Annotated in this window: 18 protein-coding genes and 1 pseudogene; 11 read left to right on the forward strand and 8 right to left on the reverse strand. The window is 62.9% G+C overall.

What is annotated here, in order from left to right; all coding sequences use genetic code 11:
* Position 1: 1 nt before the first annotated feature.
* Positions 2–256: a glutaredoxin 3 gene (gene grxC, locus WF331_RS03515; protein ID WP_003249204.1), complete on the reverse strand. Its 255-nt coding sequence runs from the start codon at positions 254–256 to the stop codon at positions 2–4.
* Between the two features lies 1 nt (position 257).
* Positions 258–671: a rhodanese-like domain-containing protein gene (locus tag WF331_RS03520; protein WP_016502017.1), complete on the reverse strand. Its 414-nt coding sequence runs from the start codon at positions 669–671 to the stop codon at positions 258–260.
* Positions 672–877: 206 nt separating this feature from the next.
* Here WF331_RS03520 and gpmI point away from each other — a divergent pair, with 206 nt between their 5' ends.
* The 4 genes from gpmI (at position 878) to WF331_RS03540 (ending at position 6,131) form a co-directional block, all read left to right on the forward strand.
* Positions 878–2,413 carry a 2,3-bisphosphoglycerate-independent phosphoglycerate mutase gene (gene gpmI, locus WF331_RS03525; protein WP_197863764.1) on the forward strand — a complete coding sequence of 512 codons (1,536 nt, stop codon included), beginning with the start codon at positions 878–880 and terminating at the stop codon, positions 2,411–2,413.
* A 230-nt stretch (positions 2,414–2,643) separates the two neighbouring features.
* Positions 2,644–3,960 (forward strand): murein hydrolase activator EnvC family protein, encoded by a 1,317-nt coding sequence (locus tag WF331_RS03530; protein WP_059394467.1) that lies wholly within the window; start codon positions 2,644–2,646, stop codon positions 3,958–3,960.
* Positions 3,961–4,038: 78 nt separating this feature from the next.
* Positions 4,039–5,355: a S41 family peptidase gene (locus tag WF331_RS03535; protein ID WP_016502020.1), complete on the forward strand. Its 1,317-nt coding sequence runs from the start codon at positions 4,039–4,041 to the stop codon at positions 5,353–5,355.
* An 8-nt stretch (positions 5,356–5,363) separates the two neighbouring features.
* Entirely contained in the window at positions 5,364–6,131 is a 768-nt protein-coding gene (locus WF331_RS03540) for a divergent polysaccharide deacetylase family protein (RefSeq protein WP_016502021.1), read from the forward strand.
* A 175-nt stretch (positions 6,132–6,306) separates the two neighbouring features.
* On the opposite strand, the gene WF331_RS03545 is transcribed toward WF331_RS03540, so the two are convergent.
* Complete coding sequence (locus WF331_RS03545; protein WP_229609090.1) at positions 6,307–8,253, reverse strand: BCCT family transporter; 1,947 nt, start codon at positions 8,251–8,253, stop codon at positions 6,307–6,309.
* 536 nt (positions 8,254–8,789) lie between these two features.
* On the opposite strand from WF331_RS03545, the gene betI reads away from it, so the two are divergent.
* The 3 genes from betI to betA all read left to right on the forward strand — a co-directional run bounded on the left by betI (position 8,790) and on the right by betA (position 12,733).
* Entirely contained in the window at positions 8,790–9,446 is a 657-nt protein-coding gene (gene betI, locus WF331_RS03550; protein WP_016502023.1) for a transcriptional regulator BetI, read from the forward strand.
* Between the two features lie 39 nt (positions 9,447–9,485).
* Positions 9,486–10,958, forward strand: coding sequence for a betaine-aldehyde dehydrogenase (gene betB, locus WF331_RS03555; RefSeq protein WP_340622655.1), 1,473 nt, complete (start codon positions 9,486–9,488; stop codon positions 10,956–10,958).
* A gap of 77 nt (positions 10,959–11,035) precedes the next feature.
* On the forward strand, positions 11,036–12,733 hold the full coding sequence (betA, locus tag WF331_RS03560) for a choline dehydrogenase (protein ID WP_016502025.1): 1,698 nt from the start codon (positions 11,036–11,038) through the stop codon (positions 12,731–12,733).
* Positions 12,734–12,775: 42 nt separating this feature from the next.
* On the opposite strand, the gene WF331_RS03565 is transcribed toward betA, so the two are convergent.
* Positions 12,776–14,926, reverse strand: a complete 2,151-nt coding sequence (locus WF331_RS03565; RefSeq protein ID WP_016502026.1) for a dermonecrotic toxin domain-containing protein — start codon at positions 14,924–14,926, stop codon at positions 12,776–12,778.
* A gap of 179 nt (positions 14,927–15,105) precedes the next feature.
* Here WF331_RS03565 and WF331_RS03570 point away from each other — a divergent pair, with 179 nt between their 5' ends.
* From WF331_RS03570 to trxC, 4 genes are all read left to right on the forward strand, one after another.
* Positions 15,106–16,848 carry a potassium/proton antiporter gene (locus tag WF331_RS03570; RefSeq protein WP_041167927.1) on the forward strand — a complete coding sequence of 581 codons (1,743 nt, stop codon included), beginning with the start codon at positions 15,106–15,108 and terminating at the stop codon, positions 16,846–16,848.
* A 35-nt stretch (positions 16,849–16,883) separates the two neighbouring features.
* Positions 16,884–20,192, forward strand: a complete 3,309-nt coding sequence (gene mscK / locus WF331_RS03575) for a mechanosensitive channel MscK (protein WP_049274621.1) — start codon at positions 16,884–16,886, stop codon at positions 20,190–20,192.
* A gap of 45 nt (positions 20,193–20,237) precedes the next feature.
* A complete protein-coding gene (gene selO, locus WF331_RS03580) occupies positions 20,238–21,698 on the forward strand; it encodes a protein adenylyltransferase SelO (protein ID WP_284358992.1) in 1,461 nt (486 codons plus the stop codon).
* A gap of 136 nt (positions 21,699–21,834) precedes the next feature.
* Positions 21,835–22,269, forward strand: a complete 435-nt coding sequence (gene trxC / locus WF331_RS03585; protein ID WP_049274623.1) for a thioredoxin TrxC — start codon at positions 21,835–21,837, stop codon at positions 22,267–22,269.
* 3 nt (positions 22,270–22,272) lie between these two features.
* On the opposite strand, the gene WF331_RS03590 is transcribed toward trxC, so the two are convergent.
* From WF331_RS03590 to WF331_RS03605, 4 genes and pseudogenes are all read right to left on the reverse strand, one after another.
* Complete coding sequence (locus WF331_RS03590; RefSeq protein WP_016502031.1) at positions 22,273–22,629, reverse strand: helix-turn-helix domain-containing protein; 357 nt, start codon at positions 22,627–22,629, stop codon at positions 22,273–22,275.
* Positions 22,619–22,927 (reverse strand): annotated as a pseudogene (locus WF331_RS03595) (type II toxin-antitoxin system HigB family toxin). Before WF331_RS03595 ends, WF331_RS03590 begins: the two are co-directional and overlap by 11 nt.
* Positions 22,928–22,995: 68 nt before the next feature.
* Complete coding sequence (locus WF331_RS03600; RefSeq protein WP_016502033.1) at positions 22,996–23,769, reverse strand: ParA family protein; 774 nt, start codon at positions 23,767–23,769, stop codon at positions 22,996–22,998.
* A gap of 76 nt (positions 23,770–23,845) precedes the next feature.
* Entirely contained in the window at positions 23,846–24,745 is a 900-nt protein-coding gene (locus WF331_RS03605; RefSeq protein WP_016502034.1) for a LysR family transcriptional regulator, read from the reverse strand.
* Between the last annotated feature and the right edge of the window lie 19 nt (positions 24,746–24,764).

Genomic DNA, 24,764 nt, shown 5'->3' on the forward strand with positions numbered 1-24,764 from the left:
ATCAGGCCGCCAGCAGCGCGTCGAGCTTGCCGGCGCGCTCCAGGGCATAAAGGTCATCGCATCCACCGACATGGGTGCTGCCGATCCAGATCTGCGGCACCGACGTACGGCCAGCCTTCTGGCTCATCTCGGCACGAACCTGCGGCTTGCCGTCGACCTTGATTTCCTCGAAGGCCACGCCCTTGCTCTCGAGCAGGTACTTGGCGCGCATGCAGTAGGGGCAGTAGTCGCTGGAATAGACGATGACGGGCTTCATATCACTTCACCAGGGGCAGGTTATCGGCTTTCCAGCTGGAAACGCCACCGCTCAGTTTGGCGGCGGTGTAACCAGCCTTGAGCAGTTCGCGGCAGTGGGTGCCGGACTGCTGGCCCATCGCGTCGACGACGATCAGGGTCTTCTCTTTGTGCTTGTCCAGCTCGCTCATGCGGGCGGCCAGCTTGTCCTGCGGAATGTTGATCGCACCGACGATGTGGCCGGCGGCGTATTCCTTGGCAGTACGGATGTCGATGACCAGGCCCTTGTCGGCATTGACCAGGGCGGTCAGTTGGCCATTGCTCAGGCTCTGGCCGCCGCGGCGGATTTCATTGAGCAGCAGCAGGACCAGCAGAACAACGAAGATCGCAACCAGGATGTAGTGATCTGTCGCGAATTGAATCAGGTGAGCAACCATCAGCGGTGTTCCAGGCGATTGAAAATGCCGGCCAGTATACACAGCCCCCCAGTACCACCAAAGCCCGACGGGCCGGCCGCAAAGGTACCTTCATGTTGCCGCATGGGCCGCGCTGGTCAGGGAACAGGACGAATATTCGCCGCAGGTGGCGTATTTGCCCTAAAATGCGTGTCTTTATCATCTTTGAACAACCGTGAGTTTGATTGATGACGAGCACGCCCAAACCCCTGGTCCTGATTATCCTGGATGGCTTCGGCCACAGCGAAATCCCCGAACACAACGCTATCTTTGCCGCCAAAACGCCGGTCTATGATCGCCTGCGCGCCACCCAGCCGCATGGCCTCATTTCCGGCTCGGGCATGGATGTCGGCCTGCCGGACGGGCAGATGGGCAACTCCGAAGTCGGTCACATGAACCTGGGGGCCGGCCGCGTCGTCTACCAGGACTTCACCCGCGTCACCAAAGCCATCCGCGATGGCGAGTTCTTCGAGAACCCGGTGCTCACCGCTGCCGTGGACAAGGCCGCCAGTGCCGGCAAGGCCGTGCACATCCTCGGCCTGCTGTCCGATGGTGGCGTGCACAGCCACCAGGACCACCTGGTGGCCATGGCCGAACTGGCTGCGCAGCGCGGTGCAGAAAAAATCTACCTGCACGCCTTCCTCGACGGCCGCGACACCCCGCCACGCAGCGCACAGTCGTCCATCGAACTGCTCGACGGCACGTTCGCCAAGCTGGGCAAGGGCCGCATCGCCACCCTGATCGGCCGCTACTTTGCCATGGACCGCGACAACCGCTGGGACCGTGTCAGTGCCGCCTACAACCTGATCGTCGACAGCGCCGCCGAGTACACCGCCGACACCGCCCAGGCCGGCCTGGAAGCGGCCTACGCCCGTGACGAAAGCGACGAGTTCGTCAAAGCCACGCGCATTGGTGAAGCGGTCAAGGTTGAAGATGGCGATGCCGTGATCTTCATGAACTTCCGCGCCGACCGCGCCCGCGAACTGTCGCGTGCGTTCGTCGAAGCCGACTTCAACGAGTTCCCGCGTGCCCGCCTGCCAAAACTGGCGGCCTACATCGGCCTGACCCAGTACTCGGCCAAGATCCCCGCCCCCGCAGCCTTTGCACCGTCCAGCCTGAACAATGTGCTGGGCGAGTACCTGGCCAAGAACGGCAAGACCCAGCTGCGCATCGCCGAGACCGAGAAGTACGCTCACGTTACCTTCTTCTTCTCGGGCGGGCGTGAAGAGCCGTTCGAAGGCGAAGAACGCATCCTGATCCCGTCGCCAAAGGTTGCCACCTACGACCTGCAGCCGGAAATGAACGCGCCAGAAGTGACCGACCGCATTGTCGAAGCCATCGAGCAGCAGCGGTACGACGTGATCGTGGTCAACTACGCCAACGGCGACATGGTCGGCCACACGGGCGTGTTCGAGGCGGCGGTCAAGGCGGTCGAAGCGCTGGATACCTGTGTAGGGCGCATTGTCGAAGCGCTGGACAAGGTGGACGGCGAAGCGCTGATCACCGCCGATCACGGCAACGTCGAGCAGATGGAAGACGAATGCACCGGCCAGGCGCACACCGCGCACACCACCGAGCCGGTACCGTTCATCTATGTGGGCAAGCGCAACGTCAAGGTACGCGATGGCGGCGTGCTGGCCGACGTGGCGCCGACCATGCTGAAGCTGCTGGGGCTGGAAAAGCCGGTGGAAATGACCGGTACGTCGATCCTGGTCGACGCCTGATTCGGTGTATCGGGGCCGCTTCGCGACCCTTCGCGGGCACGCCCGCTCCCACAGAACCGGCTGCACTCGCTGCTTTTGTGGGAGCGGGCATGCCTGCGAAGGGCCGCGAAGCGGCCCCAATTGCACATGAATTCCAGACCAACGCCCCCCTGCTCCCGCAGCGAGGCGTTTTTTTTGCCCGCCCGGGCGGGCATACTAGGCCAGTCTCCATCCTTGGTACGCCAAACCCCATGCTTCGCGCCCTGATCCTCCTAGCCCTGTCTTGCCTGCTCAGCCCGGCCTTCGCCGATGAGCGTGCGCAGACCCAGCAGCAACTGGACGCCACCCGCCAGGACATTGCCGAGCTCAAGAAGACGCTGGGCAAGCTCCAGGAAGAAAAGGCCGGCGTGCAAAAGGACCTCAAAGCCACCGAGACCGACATCGGCAATCTCGAAAAACAGGTGGAGGCTCTACAGCAAGAGCTAAAAAAGACCGAGGGCGATCTGGAGCGCCTTGAAACCGAGAAAAAAAAACTCCAGAGCGCCCGCGTTGAACAACAGCGACTGATCGCCATTCAGGCCCGGTCGGCCTACCAGAACAACGGCCGCGAGGAATACCTCAAGCTGCTGCTCAACCAGCAGAACCCCGAGAAGTTCGCGCGCACCCTCACCTACTACGATTACCTGAGCAAGGCGCGCCTGGAGCAATTGCGCACCTTCAACGAGACCTTGCGCCAGCTGGCCAACGTCGAACAGGACATTGCCGGCCAGCAGCAACAGTTGCTGGCCCAGCGCGCCGACCTCGACAGCCGCCGCCAGGCCCTGGAAGCCGAGCGAGGCAAGCGCCAGCAGGTGCTGGCCAAGCTCAATGGCGACATGAAGGACCGCGACCAGAAGTTGCAGGCCCGCGAGCAGGACCAGGCCGACCTGGCCAAAGTCCTCAAGACCATCGAGGAAACCCTGGCCCGACAGGCCCGCGAAGCTGAAGAGGCGCGCAAGAAAGCCTTGCTGGCCCAGCAGGAAGCGGAAAAACGCCGCCAGCAGGAGGCCCTGGCCGCTGCCGCTGCCCGCGAACGGGCCCAGGCACCTGTGGAGCCCGTGGAGCCACCGAAAAAGGCTCGTACCACCCTCGGCCCGATGGTTTCCACCGACGGTGCAAGCTACGGCGGCGCATTTTCTTCGGCGCGGGGAAAACTTCCATGGCCCGTGAACGGTCGATTGCTGGCACGCTTCGGTGATGCCCGCGGCAGCGACGCCCGTGCAAAGTGGGACGGGGTGATGATCAGCGCCAACCCGGGCACCCAGGTACGTGCGGTGCACGGCGGGCGCGTGGTGTTCGCCGACTGGTTGCGCGGCGCCGGGCTTCTGGTCATTCTCGACCATGGCAACGGTTACCTGAGCCTGTACGGCCACAACCAGAGCCTGCTCAAGAGCGCCGGTGATATCGTCAAGGCCGGTGAAGCCATTTCCACCGTTGGCGACAGCGGTGGCCAGGACGCGGCAGGCTTGTACTTCGCCATCCGCCAGCAGGGTCGGCCTACCGACCCTTCGCAGTGGTGCCGGGGCTAGTCAAATTTCTACGGCGTAGCCTGAATGCTGCGCCGATGCTCCCCACGGAGCGCTTACAGGATCAGGAGTTCGTTCGACATGCTGCACTCGCCTCGTCTCACCCAGCTGGCCCTGTCCATCGCCCTGGCGGTCGGCGCGCCCCTGGCCACCGCCGCAGAGCCGGCCAAGGCCGCCGCAGTGCCAGCCACCGAGGTGACCGCCAAGGCACCGCTGCCGCTGGAAGAGCTGCGCACCTTCGCCGAGGTCATGGACCGCATCAAGGCTGCCTACGTCGAACCGGTGGATGACAAGACCCTGCTGGAAAACGCCATCAAGGGCATGCTCAGCAACCTTGACCCGCACTCCGCCTACCTCGGCCCCGAGGACTTCCAGGAGCTGCAGGAAAGCACCAGCGGCGAGTTCGGTGGGCTAGGCATCGAAGTGGGCCAGGAAGACGGCTTCATCAAGGTGGTCTCGCCCATCGACGACACCCCGGCTTCGCGTGCCGGTGTGCAGGCGGGCGACCTGATCGTCAAGATCAACGGCGCCCCGACCCGTGGCCAGACCATGACCGAAGCGGTCGACAAGATGCGCGGCAAGATCGGCGAGAAGATCACCCTGACCCTGGTGCGCGACGGCGGCAATCCGTTCGACGTGACGCTGGCCCGCGCAGTCATCCAGGTCAAGAGCGTGAAGAGCCAGTTGCTGGAGAACGACTACGGCTACATCCGCATCACCCAGTTCCAGGTCAAGACCGGCGACGAAGTGGGCAAGGCGCTGGCCAAGCTGCGCAAGGACAACGGCAAGAAGTTGCGCGGGGTAGTGCTGGACCTGCGCAACAACCCGGGCGGCGTGCTGCAGTCGGCGGTAGAAGTGGCCGACCACTTCCTGACCAAGGGCCTGATCGTCTACACCAAGGGCCGCATCGCCAACTCCGAACTGCGCTTCTCGGCCGACCCGGCCGACGCCAGCGAAGGCGTACCACTGGTGGTGCTGATCAACGGCGGCAGTGCCTCGGCCTCCGAGATCGTCGCCGGTGCCCTGCAGGACCAGAAGCGCGCCGTGCTGATGGGTACCGACAGCTTCGGCAAAGGCTCGGTGCAGACCGTGCTGCCGCTGGCCAACGACCGCGCCCTGAAACTCACCACCGCGCTGTACTACACCCCCAACGGCCGCTCGATCCAGGCCCAGGGCATCGTGCCGGACATCGAAGTGCGCCCGGCCAAGCTCACCGCCGAAGTCGACACCGAAAACTTCAAGGAAGCCGACCTGCAGGGCCACTTGGGCAACGGCAACGGCGGCGCCGACCGCCCGACCGGCAGCAGCAAGCGCAAGGAACGCCCGCAGGATGATGACTTCCAGCTGAGCCAGGCCCTGAGCCTGCTCAAAGGGCTGAACATCACCTCGGGCAAATGATCCACACGATGCGTTACCTGCTGTGTCTGCTGTTCTGCCTGTTGGCCGGGGTCGCGCAAGCGGCGCCGGCCGGCAAGGCCTACATGAGCATCATCATCGACGACCTGGGCCAGAGCCCCGACCGTGACAGCCGAACCCTTGCCCTGCCTGGGCCGGTGACCATGGCTATCATGCCCGACACCCCGCACGCCAGCGACTTCGCCCGCCAAGCCCACAAGGCGGGCAAGACGGTGATCCTGCACATGCCCATGGACCCGGCCACCGGGCCGTATGCCTGGCACCCGGGCATCGCCATCGACGAACTGGCCCGCCGCCTGGAGGCGGCCTTGGCGAAGGTGCCCTACGCCGCCGGCATCAACAACCACATGGGCAGCCGCATGACGGCACAGCGCGAACCGATGGCCTGGTTGATGGGTGAACTGCAGCAACGCCACCTGTTCTTCGTCGACAGCCGCACCAGCGCCGCCACCGTGGCCGCAGCCGAGGCCCAGCGCATCGGCCTGGCCCACGTTTCGCGGGATGTGTTCCTCGACGATGTGCGCACAACCGAGGCGATCACCGGGCAGTTGCAGCAAGGCATCGCCCTGGCGCGCAAGCAAGGGTCTGCAGTATTGATCGGGCATCCTTACCCACAAACCCTCGAAGTGCTGGAACGGGCACTGCCACAGCTCAAGGCCCAGGGCATCGAACTGATCAGGCTCAGCCAGATGATCGCCGTGCGCAGCAACCAAGCGATGCCTGGGCATGGCAAGAATGGCCGCTACACCAATCGCTGAGAAGCTGGGGCTGCTTTGCAGCCCTTCGCGGGCACGCCCGCTCCCACAAGATTGTCACAGGGCCGGAAGCCTGCGCGATCCCTGTGGGAGCGGGCATGCCCGCGAAGGGCCGCAAAGCGGCCCCAATAAAAAAACCCCGCTAAGTGAGCGGGGTTTTCTTTTGCATCAACAGCAATCAGCTGTACACACGCCCCAGCAACTGGCGGTGGCTTTCGAACTGATCCAGCACATCACGCACGATCTGCTCCGGCGCAAAGCCCATCAGGTCATACTCCTGGCTGCCGTCGTGCAGGTACACCTCGGCGCGGTAGTAGCGCTGACGCACTTCCGGTTCGCCTTCAACCGGCGCCTCGCTCGGCGCGGCCATGTAGCCGTCCAGGCTCACTTCGTAAACGAACGGGTTGCCCTCGTCCATCATCACCCGCAGGCCCATCATGTTGCGCGACTGGCCAACACGGGTTTCCACCTCGAAGCCCAGGGTCTGCAACTGCGCGGCCGCTTCTTTCAGCGCCGGGCTGACCTGCTTGTCCATGAAGCGCTGCACCACAGCCTGGGTCGGTTGCAGCTCCAGCTGGGTCAGGCGCTCGCTGAAACCGCGACGGCCACGGGCGGCCAGCTCGGCGCGTTCGCTTTCTACTGCAACGTCCTGCTTCATGGCCTTGTACAGGCCGAACATGAACAGCACCAGCACCACCGAGAACGGCAGGCCCGCCAGCACGACCATGGTCTGCATGGCTTCGAAGTTGCCGGCAAACAGCAGGCCGATGGTGACCAGGGTGATGACCACCGACCAGAACACCACCATCCAGTGCGGGGCGTCTTCGTCGACCTTGCCGCCTTTGCACGACAGGTTGGCCATCATCACCGCACCGGAGTCAGCCGGGGTAAGGAACAGCACAAAGCCGACAAATACCGCCACACCAATCACGATCTTCGCCGCCGGGAAGTATTCCAGCAGCTGGTAGATCGACATTGACGGCTGTTCCAGCGCGGTCTTGCCCAGCTCCACCGCCCCCTGGTTGATCACCAGGTCCAGTGCGGTGTTGCCGAAGATCGACAGCCAGGCCAAGGTGAACCCCAGCGGGATCAACAGCACACCGCTGACCAGTTGGCGCACGGTACGGCCCTTGGAGATACGGGCAATGAACATACCGACGAACGGGCCCCAGGAGATCCACCAGGCCCAGTAGAACACGGTCCACAGGCCCAGCCAGCGCTCGGACTTGCCGGCTTCGCCTTCGTACACGTACAGGTCGAAGGTTTTCAGCACGATGCCGTTGAGGTAGTCGCCAACGTTCTGCACAAAGCCGTTGAACAGGTGCAGGGTGTTGCCCGCCAGCAGCACGAAGAGCAGCAGGCCGCTGAACAGCAGGATGTTCAGGTTGGACAGCCGGCGAATGCCGTTTTCCACGCCCGATACCGCTGCCACGGTGGCCACGCCGGCCATGACCAGGATCACCACCAACAGGTTGGTCTGGCTGTGCTCCATGCCGAACAGGTACTCAAGGCCCGAGGACACCTGCATCGAGCCGATCCCCAGGTTGGTCACCAGGCCCAGCAGGGTCACGAACATGCCGAAGATGTCCACCGCGTTGCCGGCAGCACCCTTGACCCAACGCTCACCCACCAGCGGGTACAGCGCCGAGCGCAGTGCCAGCGGCTGGTTGTGACGGTAGGCGAAGTAACCCACGGCCAGGCCGACCAGGGCGTAGATCGCCCAGCCATGCAGGCCCCAGTGCAGGAAGGTCAGCTGCAGGCCCTGGCGCGCAGCTTCGAGGCTGGCCGGGGTACCTTCCGGTGGGTTGAAGTAGTGGTCCAGCGGCTCGGAAGCGCCGAAGTACAGCAGCGAAATGCCGATGCCGGAAGAGAACAGCATGCCGGCCCAGGCGCCGTAGCTGAAGTCAGGCTGGTCGTCCTTGCCACCCAGCTTGAGCTTGCCGTAATCGGAGAAGGCCAGGTAGACGACGAACAGCAGGTAACCACAGATCACCAGCATGTAGTACCAGCCAAAGGTACGCGTCAGCCATTTCTGGGCCACGCCCAGCACCTGGCCGGCAGTATCGGGTACAGCGATCAGCAAGGCAGTCAGAACAAGGATCATCAGCGCGGAGGTGAAGAACACTACGCGGTTGACCCGTACCCTCTCGGCGGGGGGCTTGGTAAGTGAGGCAGAACTCATTGCACGAATGCTCCGGGCAGTACGGCTTTGTGGAGGCTAATCATTCTTTCCCGAGCAATTGGTGGAATATCCCCACTGCGTCAGGTGTTATAAAAGCACCCTGGAAACCGTGATCCCGAATCGATACGTTGCAAAAAAACAGACAGGTGGCCTGCAGAAAATGCCCACGCATCCGCAGAGGTGCGCGCATTCGTCACAGATCACCCCGCCCGCTCCAAGGGCCTGTCGCAGGGCCAGTGGCCGTACGGCAGAATCTGCATTTCGCATCGCTCATGCCCGTCAACGCCTTGTATTCCGGGGGTTACGCGATTTCCTGGGGTGTCAATCCGTGCCTTCTTGACCGCCTGAAAAACTGTCAATGGCACAAATTGTCGCAGAGCTTATTCTTTATTGATTGAACGTTCAATCAAAACAAAATAGACTGGCCTTCGCCGAGTCAGCCGCCCGTCGTCTGCTCGCAGGCCTGAGGAGATAGCAAGATGCCCAAGGTCGGTATGCAACCCATCCGCCGCCAGCAGTTGATCGAAGCCACGCTGCAGGCGGTCGATCAGGTCGGTCTGGGGGACGCCAGCATTGCGCTGATTGCCCGTTTGGCCGGTGTGTCGAACGGCATCATCAGTCACTACTTTCGGGACAAGAACGGCCTGATAGCAGCGACGATGGGTTACATCATGAGCATGCTCAACGAAGGCGTCAGAGCACGCCGTCAGGCCCTGACGGACGACAGCCCGCGCGCTCACCTGAAAGTGATCATCGAGGGCAACTTCGATGCCAGCCAGGTGAACGGCCCGGCAATGAAAACCTGGTTGGCCTTCTGGGCTTCCAGCATGCACCAGCCCGATTTGCACAGGTTGCAGCGGATCAACGACCACCGCTTGTATTCCAACCTGTGCTGCCAGTTCCGCCGCGCCCTGCCGCTCTACCATGCGCGTAAGGCAGCCCGCGGCCTGGCAGCCCTGATCGACGGCCTGTGGCTGCGTGGCGCCCTGTCGGGTGATGCATTCGACACCGGCCAGGCGATACGGATTGCTTACGAATACATGGATCTACAACTGGCTAAACAGCACACCCTGGGCACAAACGACCAGGCCGCTGAACAAGCACGCACGGCCCTTGCCAACCCGGCAGGAGCGTGACGCGCAAGCCAAACCACACACTGCACTTGCGAGGACACTATGGCCCGTTTCGGAACGCAAAAACTCTACATTGATGGCGCTTACGTCGACGCTGGCAGCGATGCCACTTTCGAAGCCATCAACCCGGCTACCGGCGAAGTCCTCGCCCACGTGCAACGTGCCACCGAGGCTGACGTCGAGAAAGCTGTCGAAAGCGCCGAGCGTGGCCAGAAAGTCTGGGCTGCGATGACCGCCATGCAGCGTTCGCGCATCCTGCGCCGCGCCGTCGACATCCTGCGCGAGCGCAACGATGAGCTGGCCCAGCTGGAAACCCTGGATACCGGCAAGTCGTACTCCGAAACCCGCTACGTCGACATCGTCACCGGCGCCGACGTGCTGGAATACTATGCAGGCCTGGTGCCGGCCATCGAAGGCGAGCAGATCCCGCTGCGCGAATCGTCCTTCGTCTACACCCGCCGCGAGCCGCTGGGCGTGACTGTGGGTATCGGCGCCTGGAACTACCCGATCCAGATCGCCCTGTGGAAATCCGCCCCGGCCCTGGCCGCCGGCAACGCGATGATCTTCAAGCCGTCGGAAGTCACCTCGCTGACCACCCTGAAACTGGCCGAGATCTACACCGAAGCCGGCCTGCCAAATGGCGTGTTCAACGTTCTGACCGGCAGCGGCCGCGAAGTCGGCACCTGGCTGACCGAGCACCCGCGCATCGAAAAAGTCTCCTTCACCGGCGGCACCACCACCGGCAAGAAAGTCATGGCCAGCGCCTCCAGTTCCTCGCTGAAGGAAGTCACCATGGAACTGGGCGGCAAGTCGCCACTGATCATCTGCGCCGACGCCGACCTGGACAAGGCCGCCGACATCGCCATGATGGCCAACTTCTACAGCTCGGGCCAGGTGTGCACCAACGGCACCCGCGTGTTCATCCCGGCTGAAATGAAAGCTGCTTTCGAAGCCAAGATCGCCGAGCGCGTTGCCCGCATCCGTGTTGGCAACCCGGAAGACGAGAACACCAACTTCGGCCCGCTGGTCAGCTTCGCCCACATGGAAAACGTGCTGGGCTACATCGCCAAGGGTAAAGAAGAAGGTGCCCGCGTACTGTGCGGCGGCGAGCGTGTGACCGAAGGTGAATTCGCCAAGGGCGCCTTCGTGGCCCCGACCGTGTTCACCGACTGCACCGACGACATGACCATCGTCAAGGAAGAGATCTTCGGCCCGGTCATGAGCATTCTGTCCTACGAGACCGAAGAAGAAGTGATCCGTCGTGCCAACGACACCGAGTACGGCCTGGCCGCCGGTGTGTGCACCAACGACATCACCCGCGCCCACCGCATCATCCACAAGCTGGAAGCCGGCATCTGCTGGATCAACGCCTGGGGTGAATCGCCGGCCGAAATGCCGGTCGGTGGCTACAAGCAGTCGGGCGTCGGCCGTGAGAACGGCGTCAGCTCGGTGGCTCAATACACTCGCATCAAGTCGGTCCAGGTCGAGCTGGGCGGCTACAACTCGGTTTTCTAAGCCCTGTCTAGCCACGCCCGTGCCACTGTGCACGGGCGTTCCCGCTCCCTGATCACCGCCAACACGAGGGTACTTTCATGTCCCAAGAATTCGATTACATCATCGTCGGTGCCGGTTCGGCCGGTAACACCCTGGCTACCCGCCTGACCGAAGACGCCGGCGTCACCGTACTGCTGCTGGAAGCCGGTGGCCCCGACTACCGCTTCGACTTCCGCACCCAGATGCCAGCCGCCCTGGCCTTCCCGCTGCAAGGCCGCCGCTACAACTGGGCGTACGAGACCGACCCGGAGCCGCACATGGACGGCCGCCGCATGGAATGTGGCCGTGGCAAGGGCCTGGGTGGCTCGTCGCTGATCAACGGCATGTGCTACATCCGCGGCAACGCCATGGACTTCGACGGCTGGGCAGAGCTGCCAGGCCTGGAAGACTGGACCTACCTGGATTGCCTGCCGTACTTCCGTAAAGCCGAAACCCGTGACATCGGCCCGAACGATTACCACGGTGGTGAAGGCCCGGTCAGCGTTGCCACGCCAAAGGCCGGCAACAACCCGCTGTTCCACGCCATGGTCGAGGCCGGCGTGCAGGCTGGTTACCCGCGCACCGAAGACCTCAACGGCTACCAGCAGGAAGGCTTCGGCCCGATGGACCGTTCGGTCACCAAGAACGGCCGCCGCTCCAGCACCGCCCGTGGCTACCTTGACCAGGCCAAGAAGCGCCCGAACCTGACCATCGTCACCCACGCCCTGAGCGACCGCGTACTGTTCGACGGCAAGCGCGCCGTTGGCGTGACCTACCTGGTCGGCGACAGCGAAGAGCGTGTTGAAGCCCGTGCCCGCAAGGAAGTGATCGTCAGCTCCGGCGCCATCGCTTCGCCGCAGCTGCTGCAGCGCTCCGGCGTCGGCCCGCGTCACCTGCTGGAAAGCCTCGACATCCCGGTTGTACACGACCTGCCGGGTGTTGGTGAAAACCTGCAGGACCACCTTGAGCTGTACCTGCAGTACGCCTGCACCCAGCCGGTATCGCTGTACCCATCGCTGCTGTGGTGGAACCAGCCGGCCATCGGTGCCGAGTGGCTGTTCAACGGCACCGGCATCGGCGCCAGCAACCAGTTCGAGGCTGGCGGTTTCATCCGTACCCGCCCTGAATTCAAGTGGCCGAACATTCAGTACCACTTCCTGCCGGTGGCCATTAACTACAACGGCTCCAATGGCGTGAAGGAACACGGCTTCCAGGCGCACATGGGTTCCATGCGTTCGCCTGCCCGTGGTCGCATCCAGGCCAAGTCGAAAAACCCGCGCCAGCACCCGAGCATCCTGTTCAACTACATGTCCACCGAGCAGGACTGGCAGGAATTCCGCGACGGCATCCGCCTGACCCGCGAGATCATGGCCCAGCCGGCGCTGGACCCGTACCGTGGCCGCGAGATCAGCCCGGGCGCCGACGTGCAAACCGACGAGCAGCTGGACAAGTTCATCCGCGAGCACGCCGAAACCGCCTTCCACCCGTCTTGCTCGTGCAAGATGGGCACCGACGACATGGCAGTGGTCGACGGCGAAGGCCGCGTGCATGGCATGAAAGGCCTGCGTGTGGTCGATGCCTCGATCATGCCGCTGATCATCACCGGCAACCTCAACGCCACCACGATCATGATTGCCGAAAAGATCTCGGACAAGATCCGTGGCCGCAAGCCGCTGCCGCGCAGCACTGCCAAGTACTATGTGGCGGGCGATGCGCCGGTGAAAGGCAAGCCGATGCGTGAAGTGAAGCAGGGTTGAGACCTTGATCAGGGGCCGCACAGCGGCCCCTTTCACTTTTGCTCAGGTGGGCACCGCAAAGAAGGTGCGCATCAACGAGTCATCCTCACTGCCCAGTCGCACAGCCAGTGCCTGGCGGTCGAACAACATTCCGGTGCGCATCTCACGCACGGTATTCCCGCTTGGCGCCTGCGCCAGTGCCTTCAGGCACACCTCCGTAAAGTGATAGTTGTGCCCTTGAACGGCCGTTACCTTTTCCACTTGCAGGTAGCGCCCGGGCATCATCAAAGACTCTGCCTCATCTGGTCGCCTTGAAAAGGGCCCGATCGGCGTCGCCTGCATGTCCTCGCCTGGTTCCAATACATACACCAAGGCATTTTCATCAAAAGCACTCCGGCCACTGACCTGGGTCTGAGGGTCATTGAAAACCTCCCAGAGGGCATAGGGGTTTTCCGTGAATGACGTGAAGTCGGTGGTCACCAGTACATCACCCACTTCAATGGCACCCTCACCAGATACCTGAAAACCCGTGCCCCGCAGGCTGGAAGCCGCCCGGTACAGCCTCACCTGATTACTGACACCAATTTGCCCCAGTGCGCGGGCAAGGTCGTGGCTGCGCTGGATATTCCCGGCGCGACTGCCCTCTAGCGGCATGCCCCGCCACAGGTTGTTGTAGCGCTCCGGCGAGCTGGTGTACTCGGCAATGGCGGGCGAACCAAAGCCCTGCTCATCGCGATAGACGGGGTACGGCTCACTGAATGCATCCAGATACTCGCCATTGGCCCCCACGGCATCGAGATCAGCGCACGGCACCGCGCCCAACAGGGCTTCCTGCCGCGCCAGCGCCTTATCCGACGTAGCCAGCAATTCGTCTGCCGCCGGGGCCATGTAAGGCCCCCAGTCGACCTTGGCGGCAGAGGCTTGCGCCTGGCCAGCCACACGCGGGGGGATGTGGCCATCGGTGAACAGCTCGCTGGCACGCATCATGGCTATATCAAGCAGAATGAACAGAATATCCGTCAGTACTGACCACCATGCAGCTGTGCGCCAGGCCTGCTTGCCATTGATTGCCCGGTCCAGGTGCAGAGCCAGGCTTGCGGTACCCAGACCGAGCGATGCCAATATCACTGGCCAGCCAAGCGGCGTCATCGGCGCGATTATAAAACTCGCTGCTTGCAAGCCCGCCAGCCAATCGGCCTTGCGCAGTTGTGCGTTGGTGATCAGCCGCTCATGAGCATCGCTGGCCAGATCATCCATGACCGCATCGCGCAGATGTACGAACAGGTCCCCTGCAATGGCCGGCCCGGAAATCATGGTGTCGCCCCGCGACTGCGCGAACAACTTGAAGTAATTGCGTAAACGCGGGCGCAACGACTGCGCCAGTACCCCGTCCCCGACGAACAACCTGACCAGCCGCTCTCGCCCCACCTCCGTGGCTGCCTGGTCAGCCATCCATTCCTGAAACGCGTGGCGATCGTCGAATACCTGCACGACATCCTGTGCATCGGCAAGATAGAGGCACAACCTGCCAGTCTTCAGCTTATGCAGGAACAGCATCCTGGCGCTGATATCGCCGATGGCCAGTGCGCTCCATCCATGTTGGGCATTCGCTTGCTGGTCCTGTCGCAAGCCTTGCACGGTACTCGGCAAACCGGGTACAGCGACCGTTGCCATTACCAGCTCCTGGCGCTCAGGGTCGCTCAACGTAGATCGGCCCACAGCGGCAAGGAAGCGGGCGCGGGCCAAGACACAATAGTCTTCGCCATGGCGCGAGCGAAACTGGCGCAGTGCCTCGGTGTAGCGCCCCGCAAAATCCAATCGCCAGAACGCCGCCAAGACCTCCTGTGGGTCGAGCCGCACCTCGTTGCGCTCGTCATAGACCCTGTGGCTGGCATCGACCCGGTAGAAGCCACCGTAAATACTCAGCTCGTCAGCACTGGCCTGCTGCTGCGGGCTGAACCGCTGGATGACCAGCTCGGTCAGGCTCAAGGACCGCAGTGGCGGCCCGTTGTGGCACCAGCCAGTGAAGCTCGACGAACCACTGGCCGCAGACTGGAACTCGTGCCAGTAAAGCCCGTCCGGATCCAGCCAGTAACCTAGCTGGCGGCGAAGCACATGGCCCGCCGCCTGGCGCGCCAAGTTGTGCAAATCAGGAAATTGCCCGAGCAGGCGCTGGGCCACCTGGGCGAGAGAAATGGGTGCTTTGACGTTCATGTTACGCGGCTGCCTGATAGTGGGCGCACCATTGCAGCCGCAAGCCGCAGCAACGATGCGGTATCGCTTTACAGCCTGCGCTGGCCTCGGGTTAGAATCGATTGGCACGCGACCTGCTAGCTTTTGCTGAAAAACGCGCTACCACGTCCCTTCCCGCCGCTGTCTCGGAGTACCTGCCTTTGGATGCAAGCACCATCAACAGCCTGTTCTTGATCGGCGCATTGCTGGTGGGTGCAAGTATTCTGGTCAGCTCGCTGTCGTCGCGGCTGGGCATCCCCATTCTGGTCATCATCCTCGCCGTCGGCATGGTCGCCGGTGTCGATGGTGGCGGCATCATCTTCAACAACTACCCGACCGCCTACCTGGTGGGCAACCTGGCACTGGCCGTGATCCTGCTCGACGGTGGCTTGCGCACGCGCGTTGCAAGCTTCCGCGTGGCGCTGTGGCCGGCACTGTCGCTGGCCACGGTCGGGGTAATGATCACCACCGCCCTCACCGGCCTGGTCGCCGCCTGGCTGTTCAACCTGAGCCTGATACAGGGCCTGCTGATCGGCGCCATCGTCGGCTCAACCGACGCCGCTGCGGTGTTCTCGCTGCTGGGCGGCAAAGGCCTGAACGAGCGGGTTACCGCCACCCTTGAGATCGAGTCGGGCAGCAATGACCCGATGGCGGTTTTCCTCACGGTCACCCTGATCGACATGATCGCCAGCGGCCAGACCGGCTTGCACTGGAGCCTGCTGGGCCACCTGTTGCGCGAGTTCGGCATTGGCGGGCTGCTGGGCCTGGGTGGCGGCTGGGTGATGCTGCAGTTGGTCAACCGCATCAACCTGGCCGGTGGCCTGTACCCGATCCTGGTGGTAGCCGGCGGCCTGGTGGTGTTTTCGCTGACCAACGCCCTGCACGGTAGCGGCTTCCTCGCCGTGTACCTGTGCGGCCTGGTGCTGGGCAACAAGCCTATCCGCAGCCGCCACGGTATCCTGCACATGCTCGACGGCATGGCGTGGCTGGCCCAGATCGGCATGTTCCTGGTGCTGGGGCTGCTGGTCACGCCCCACGACCTGCTGCCCATCGCCTTGCCGGCGTTAGGCCTGGCATTGTGGATGATTCTGGTGGCGCGGCCGCTGTCGGTGGTCGCTGCACTGCTGCCGTTCAAGGCCTTCCATGGCCGCGAAAAGGGCTTTATCTCCTGGGTAGGCCTGCGCGGCGCGGTACCGATCATCCTGGCAGTGTTCCCGCTGATGGCGGGCCTGCCAGACGCCCAGCTGTTCTTCAACCTGGCGTTCTTCATCGTGCTGGTGTCGCTGTTGGTGCAAGGCACCAGCCTGCCGTGGATGGCCAAACTGCTGAAAGTGACCGTGCCGCCAGACCCGGCGCCGATCTCCCGCTCAGCCCTGGAAGTGCACATCACCAGCGAGTGGGAAATGTTCGTCTACCGCCTGGGCGCCGAAAAATGGTGCATCGGTGCCGCCTTGCGCGAGCTGAAAATGCCCGAGGGCACCCGGATTGCCGCCCTGTTCCGTGGCGAGCAACTGCTGCACCCCTCCGGCAGTACCGTGCTGGAAGTGGGCGACATGCTCTGCGTGATCGGTCACGAGCATAACCTGCCGGCGCTGGGCAAACTGTTCAGCCAGGCACCACAGCGTGGCCTGGACCTGCGGTTCTTTGGCGACTTCGTGCTCGAAGGCGATGCCGAACTGGGTGCGGTGGCAGCGCTTTACGGCCTGAAACTCGATGGCCTGGACGCGAAAATGCCGCTGGCGCAGTTCATCCGACAGAAGGTCGGAGGCGCTCCAGTAGTAGGTGACCAGGTCGATTGGCATGGCACGATCTGGACCGTGGCAACCATGGACGGGAACAAGATCCAGAAAGTAGGCGTCAGATTCCCCGAAGGAACGCGACCCGGACCAGGATTGTTCCTCTAAACTTCGTTTCTGCCGGATCCACAAGTAGTCTGCCTATGTCCCTGCGCGTGTACCTTCGCACAGCCCTGCTCGGGCTGTGCCTGTCCCTTTCCTTTGCGGCCACCGCAGCAGAGGCCCCGACCACCGCCAGCATCCAGAACAGCCTCGACAAGATCGCCGAGCGCAAACTGCCCGAGGCTGACCAGAAGGCCCTGCAGCAAGTGCTCGAACAGACGTTGAGCCTGCTTGCCAGCAAGGAAGACAACGAAAGGAAGCTCGCCGCGCTCAAGCAGCAGCTGACCAGCGCCCCCAAGGAAACCAGTGACAGCCAGAAGGAACTGGCCAGGCTCAAGGAAAGCAAGGCGCAGCCTGTCGCTCAACGCTACGCCGCCCTCAGCGTGCCACAGCTCGAGCAAATGCTCAGCGAACGCAACACCCAGCAGGGCGAGCTGCAGAAGGCGCTGTCCGAAGCCAACAGCCTGATCATCAATTCACAAACCCGCCCGGAACGCGCCCAGGCCGAAATCAGCAACAGCCAGGCCCGTACCCAGCAGATCAACAGCATCCTCAAAACCGGCAAGGATGGCGGCAAATCGATCAACGCCGACCAGCGCAACCAGCTCAATGCCGAGCTGGCCTCACTCAACGCACTTACCTTGCTGCGCCGCCAGGAACTGGCTGGCAACAGCCTGCTGCAAGACCTGGGCAACGCCCGCCACGACCTGCTGATCGAGCGTGCCGCGCGCCTGGAGCAGGAAATCCAGGACCTGCAGACGCTGATCAACGATAAACGGCTGGCCCAGTCGCAAGAGGCGGTTACCCAGCAATCGATCGAGGCCCAGAAAGCCGGCGGCAGCAGCCTGCTGGCCAGCGAGAGCGCGGCCAACCTCAAACTTTCCGACTACCTGCTCAAAAGCACCGACCGCCTCAACGAGCTGACCCAACAGAACTTGCGCACCAAGCAGCAACTCGACAGCCTGACCCAGGCCGATCAGGCGCTGGACGAGCAGATCAGCGTACTCAAGGGCAGCCTGTTGCTGTCGAAGATCCTCTACAAACAGAAGCAGGCGCTACCGCACCTCAAGCTCGACCGTGACCTGGCCGATCAGATCGCCGATATCCGCCTGTACCAGTTCGAGATCAACCAGCAACGCGAACAAATGAGCAGCCCGGTTACCTACGTCGACAAACTGCTGGCCAGCCAGCCGCAGGCAGACGTCACCCCGGCCTTGCGCAAAGCCCTGCTGGAGGTGGCGATCACCCGCAGCGATCTGCTCGAGCGCCTGAACCGCGAACTGTCGGCACTGCTCAACGAGTCGATTACCCTGCAACTCAACCAGAAGCAGCTGCTGGGCACCGCGCAGAGCCTGCGCACCACCCTCGACGAACAGATGTTCTGGATCCCCAGCAACAAGCCGTTGGACTGGGACTGGCTGAGCTATGTACCCCAGCGCCTGGCCGACCAGGTCGCCAACCTGCCATGGGGTTCGGGCCTGAAAGAGCTGGCCGACGGCCTGAGCCAGCGCCCGCTGCTGTTCCTGCCGCTGTTACTGGTCATCGGCGCCCTGTTGTGGCGGCGCAAGTACCTGTACCAACGGCTGGGCAAGGTGCACCAGGACATCGGCCACTTCCGCCGTGACAGCCAGTGGCACACGCCCCAGGCGATCCTTATCAACATCCTCCTGGCGATGCCGGTCAGCCTTGGCCTGGCGCTGTGCAGCTACGCCCTGCAGATCGACGCCCGCGGGCAAAACGCCAACCTCGGTGCCGCCCTCTGGCAACTGGCCCAGGCCTGGCTGGTGTTCTACACCGCCTACCGCATCCTGGCCCCCGGTGGCGTGGCCGAAATCCACTTCCGCTGGCACAAGCCGCAAGTCGAGTTCCTGCGTGGCTGGGTACGCCGCCTGGGCACCGTGGTGCTGGCGCTGGTGGGCGTGGTGGCGGTGGCCGAGCACCAGCCTTCGGCGCTGGCCGACGATGTGCTGGGTATCGGCGTGGTGCTGACCTGCTACGCACTGATGGCCTGGCTGCTCAGCCGCCTGCTACTCAGCAGCCCCGCGCACCGCGACACCTCGCTGTTCCGCAGGGCAGTGGGCGTAGCGTTCACCGCACTGCCCATCGCCCTGTTCGTCGCCGTGTGTTTCGGCTACTACTACACCGCATTGAAGCTCACCGACCGACTCATCTACACCCTGTACCTGCTGCTGTTCTGGCTGGTGATCGAGGCGGCGTTCGTGCGCGGCCTGTCGGTGGCGGCACGGCGCCTGGCCTACCAGCGCGCGCTCAGCAAACGGGCAGCGGCCAAGGAAGGGCTGGATGGCGAAGTCATCACCGAAGAGCCGACGCTGGACATCGAGCAGGTCAACCAGCAGTCGCTGCGCCTGATCCGCCTGGCCCTGCTCGGCGGCTTCATCGCCGGCCTGTACTGGGTGTGGGCAGACCTGATCTCGGTGTTCGCTTACCTCAACAACTTCGTCCTGTACGAATACACCAGCGGCACCGGCGCCGCCGCCAGCATGGTGCCGATAAGTCTTGGCGACCTGCTGGGTGCGCTGGTGATCGTCGGCATCACCTTCGCCCTGGCCGGCAACTTGCCGGGCCTGCTGGAAGTGCTGGTGCTGTCACGCCTGAACCTGGCCCAGGGCAGCGCCTATGCCACCACCACGCTGCTGTCGTACACCATTGTCGGCATCGGTATCGTCAGCACCCTGTCGACCCTGGGGGTGAGCTGGGACAAGCTGCAATGGCTGGTGGCCGCGTTGTCGGTGGGCCTGGGCTTCGGCATGCAGGAAATCTTCGCCAACTTCATCTCCGGCATCATGATCCTGTTCGAGCGCCCGGTACGCATTGGCGACACCATCACCATCGGCAACCTGTCGGGCACGGTGAGCAAGATCCGCATCCGCGCCACCACCATCACCGACTTCGACCGCAAGGACATCATCGTCCCCAACAAGACCTTCATCACCGGCCAGCTGATCAACTGGTCGCTGACCGACACGGTCACCCGGGTAACGCTGAAGCTGGGCATCGACTACGGCTCCGACCTGGACCTTGTGCGCGACCTGCTGCTCAAGGGTGCACACGAAAACCCGCGCGTGCTCAAGGACCCGGAACCGATCGTGTACTTCCTCAACTTTGGTGAAAGCTCGCTGGACCACGAGTTGCGCATGCACGTGCGCGACCTGGGCGACCGCAACCCGACGCTCGACGAGATCAACCGCTACATCAACCGCGAGTTCAAGGCTCACAACATCAAGATCTCGGTACGCCAGGTCGAGGTGTTCCTGATGGACCAGAAGGGCGGCAAGCAGCAGCTGATTCCGCTGGAGCAACCTAAACCGGATGGCACTGCACCGGCCTGAGTGGGCTCGAATGCTTTATTCTGTGCTGAATCTCAGGAGCAGCCCGTGAAAGCCCTCGACCAACTCACCTTCGACAACCGCTTCGCCCGACTGGGCGATGCGTTCTCCACCCAGGTGCTGCCCGAGCCCATTGCAGACCCGCGCCTGGTGGTAGCCAGCGAGTCGGCCATGGCCTTGCTCGAGCTCGACCCCGCCCAGGCCGACCTGCCGGTGTTCGCCGAGCTGTTCAGCGGCCACAAGCTGTGGGAAGAAGCCGACCCACGGGCGATGGTCTATTCCGGCCACCAGTTCGGCTCGTACAACCCACGGCTGGGCGATGGCCGCGGCCTGCTGCTGGCCGAAGTACTCAACGACAAAGGCGAGCACTGGGACCTGCACCTCAAGGGCGCCGGCCAGACCCCTTACTCACGCATGGGCGATGGCCGCGCCGTGCTGCGCTCGTCGATACGCGAATTCCTTGCCTCGGAAGCCTTGCACGCCCTGGGTATCCCAAGCAGCCGGGCGTTGTGCGTGATCGGCTCCAGCACCGCGGTGTGGCGTGAAACCCGCGAAAGCGCCGCCATGCTCACGCGCCTGGCGCAGAGCCATGTGCGTTTCGGCCATTTCGAGTATTTCTACTACACCAAGCAGCCCGAGCAGCAGCGCGTGCTGATCGACCATGTCCTTGAGCAGCACTACCCCGAATGCCGTGACGCCGAACAACCGTACCTGGCCATGTTCCACACCATCGTCGAGCGCAACGCCGAACTGATTGCCCGCTGGCAGGCCTATGGCTTCTGCCACGGGGTGATGAACACCGACAACATGTCGATCCTGGGCATCACCTTCGACTTCGGCCCTTACGCCTTCCTGGACGACTTCGACGCCAACTTCATCTGCAACCACTCCGACGACCGTGGCCGCTACAGCTACGCCAACCAGGTGCCCATCGCCCACTGGAACCTCAGCGCGCTGGCCCAAGCCCTGACCACCGTGATCGAAGTTGAGCCGTTGAAGGAAGCGTTGGGGCTGTTCCTGCCGCTGTACCAGGCCCATTATCTGGACCTGATGCGCCGGCGTCTGGGCCTGACCACTGCCGAGGACGACGACATGGCGCTGGTCGAGCGCCTGCTGCAGTGCATGCAGCGTGGCGGCGTGGACTACAGTCTGTTCTTCCGAAAACTCGGTGAGCAGCCGGTGGCCGATGCGCTGAAAGTGGTGCGCGACGACTTCATCGACCTGGCCGGCTTCGATGCCTGGGGTGCAGATTACCTGGCCCGCTGTGAACGTGAACCCGGCAATGCCGAAGGCCGCCGTGAACGGATGCATGCGGTGAATCCGCTGTATGTGCTGCGCAACTACCTGGCGCAGAAAGCCATCGAAGCGGCTGAAGCGGGGGACTACAGTGAGGTGCGGCAATTGCACCAGGTACTGACCAGACCCTTCGAGGAGCAGCCCGGGATGCAGGCCTACACCGAGCGGCCGCCGGAATGGGGCAAGCACCTGGAAATCAGCTGCTCTTCCTGATTGATGATTGCTCTAACGGCCCTATCGCCGGCAAGCCAGCTCCCACAGGTAACGTGCCAGACTTGAGGCAAGCGGTACCCCTGTGGGAGCTGGCTTGCCGGCGATAGGGCCCGAACAAACAACACAAGGAATTGATATGTCCGACCCACTGGTAATCCCCTGCCCCCACTGCAACGGCCTGAACCGCCTGCCCGCCGAGCGCCTGGGCGATGCACCGAAATGCGGCCGCTGCAAACAGGAGGTGCTGTTGAGCACCCCCTTTGAGCTCACCGAAGCCAGCTACGCCAGCCAGATCAAAGGCGACCTGCCGCTGCTGGTCGACATCTGGGCCGACTGGTGCGGCCCGTGCAAATCCTTCGCCCCCACCTTCGAACAGGCTGCCCGCCAACTTGCCGGCCGCTGCCGTCTGGCCAAGCTCGACAGCGAAGCCAACCGCAACCTCGCCGGGCAACTGGGCATACGCTCGATCCCCAGCTTGCTGCTGTTCAAGAACGGGCGCGAAATCAGCCGCCAGGCCGGGGCGTTTCCACTCCAGTCGTTGCTGGAGTGGGTGCGTAGCCAAGGGGTCTAATTCTCAGGCATTTGCCAGTAGCGACTCATAGGGAATACGAAGGCCATCATGCAGGCGCTTGATCATCGAAAGGCTTAGCCCACGCTTCCCATTCAATACTTCCGATACTCGGCCGCTTGGGCCGATATATGGCTCAAGATCACGTGGGGTAAGGCCCTGCTGATCCATGCAGAATTTGATGGCCTCGATGGGATTGGCGGGATGAATGGGATAGTGCTTGTTTTCGTACACTTCAATCAGTGTCACAAGCACCTCCATTTCATCAGCTTCTGGCGTGCCCGCTTCTGCCTGGAAAATGGCCTCGAGCCGCTGGAACGCGGCTCGAAGGTCGTCATCATTGCGGATCGGCTTAATATTCACAGACTGTCTCCACGTCAATCTCGTCGTAGCGCTTGTGCGTACCGACGAACTTCACCTAGGCAATACCGGCTCGATACTGCATCTCGACCACAAGCCGATACTTGTTCCCCCCGATGTTGAAAACCACGCGGTTCTTGCCGCAGATGCTGGCATTGCCAATCTGATCTTTTACATCCTGTGGCGTTCGCCAGATAGCTTTGAGCACCATATCGTGCCAGCTTTCCAAGGCCGCTTTGGCATCTTCATGCCCAGGCAATTCCCAGAACTTCACCAAGCTGCTTTTGGCAATGACGCGCATCCAAGCAAATCTCCCGTTTTGGGAGATTGTGCTCGGGACTTGGATAAAGTGCAAGCGTCAGGCAGGCGCTATTCGCTGCGCTCAAGCAAATCGTGCAACTCGACAAACTGCTGGGTCAGCTTGTGCCGCGGCTCCAGGTGAATCAGCGGCAGGCTGGCGTGGTGCGATTCGCGCATCTTCACCGAGCTGCCCAGGTACACCGGAAGCACCGGCAGGCCTTCGGCCAGCAGCTCGTCGAGCATCTGCTGCGGCAGGCTGGCACGCGACTGGAACTGGTTGACCACGATGCCTTCGACCATCAGGTCTTCGTTGTGGTCTTCCTTGAGGTCTTCGATCTCGGCCAGCAGGCCGTACAGGGCCTGGCGCGAGAAGCTGTCGCAGTCAAAGGGGATGAGCACACGATCAGCCGCGATCAACGCGGAAACCGCGTAGAAGTTAAGCGCCGGCGGGGTATCGATGTAGATACGCTCGTAGTCCTCGTCCAGCTCGTCGAGCAACTTACGCAGCTTGTTGATCTTGTGCTTGGCCTCAAGCTTGGGCTGCAGGTCGGCCAACTCGGCAGTGGCCGTGACCACGTGCAGGTTGTCGAACGGGGTTTCGTAGATGTCGACCTTGTTTTTCTTGCTGAACGGCCCGCTGGACAGGCTTTGCTTGAAGAAGTCGGCGATACCCATGGGGATGTCCTCGCCGGTCAGGCCGGTGAGGTACTGGGTCGAGTTGGCCTGGGCATCCAGGTCGATCAACAAGGTCCGATAGCCTTCATTGGCACTGACCGCCGCCAGGTTGCAGGCGATGCTCGACTTGCCCACGCCACCTTTCTGATTGAACACCACGCGCCGCATGATTGACCTCCGTGTTTCAACGAATGCCCGAGTATGTGGCGGCACTGCGGCAATGGCCAGCGCCATTTGGCCTGCATCACCCCTGGCCGACCACCTGCCCCGTCAACAGCTCGGCAAACGCCTTGGCCATCACCGAATTGCCGCGCTCGCGCTGCACCAGCCACACCGCCGACATCGCCCCCTCATCCAGCAGCGTGCGGTACACCACGCCTTCGATGCGCATGCGCTGGAACGACGCCGGTAACACCGACACCCCCAACCCCGCCGACACCAGGCCGATGATGGTCATCGCCTCCCCGGCCTCCTGGGCAAAGTGCGGGCTGAAGCCTGCCTGCCGCGCCAGGCTGAGCAACTGGGCATGCAGGCCGCTGCCATAACTGCGCGGGAAGAATACGAACGGCTCGTGGGCCAGCGCCGCCATGTGCACCCCTTGCTCAGTGCTTTCAGCCAGCGGATGCGATGCGTTGATGACCGCCACCAGCGGCTCGCGGAACAACTCAGTGGCCACCAACCCTTCTGGCAACGGCATCGGCCGCATCAGCCCCACTTCGATGGACTCGTCGAACACCCCTTCGGCCACATCGCGGCTGCTCATTTCCTTGAGGTTCAGGTGCACCGCCGGGAAGCGCTGGCGGAAGGCATGAATGGCCTTGGGAATCTTCGAGGTGAACGGGGCCGACGAGGTAAAGCCGATCTTCATCTCGCCCAGCTCCCCCAACTGCGCGCGCCGAGCCACGTCGGCGGCCTTCTCCACCTGCGCCAGCACCTGACGGGCCTCTTCGAGGAACAGCCGCCCTGCCTCGCTCAGTTCCACCCGACGGTTGGTACGCTCGAACAGCCTGGCCCCCAGTTCCTGTTCCAGGGCCTGGATCTGCTGGCTCAGGGGCGGCTGGGAAATACCCAGTTGCTGGGCGGCACGACCAAAGTGCAGTTCTTCGGCCACGGCGATGAAGTAACGCAGATGACGCAGCTCCATGATCAGCTCCAAATGATTC

This window comes from Pseudomonas sp. YNh, assembly GCF_037993085.1.
GTDB lineage: Bacteria > Pseudomonadota > Gammaproteobacteria > Pseudomonadales > Pseudomonadaceae > Aquipseudomonas > Aquipseudomonas putida.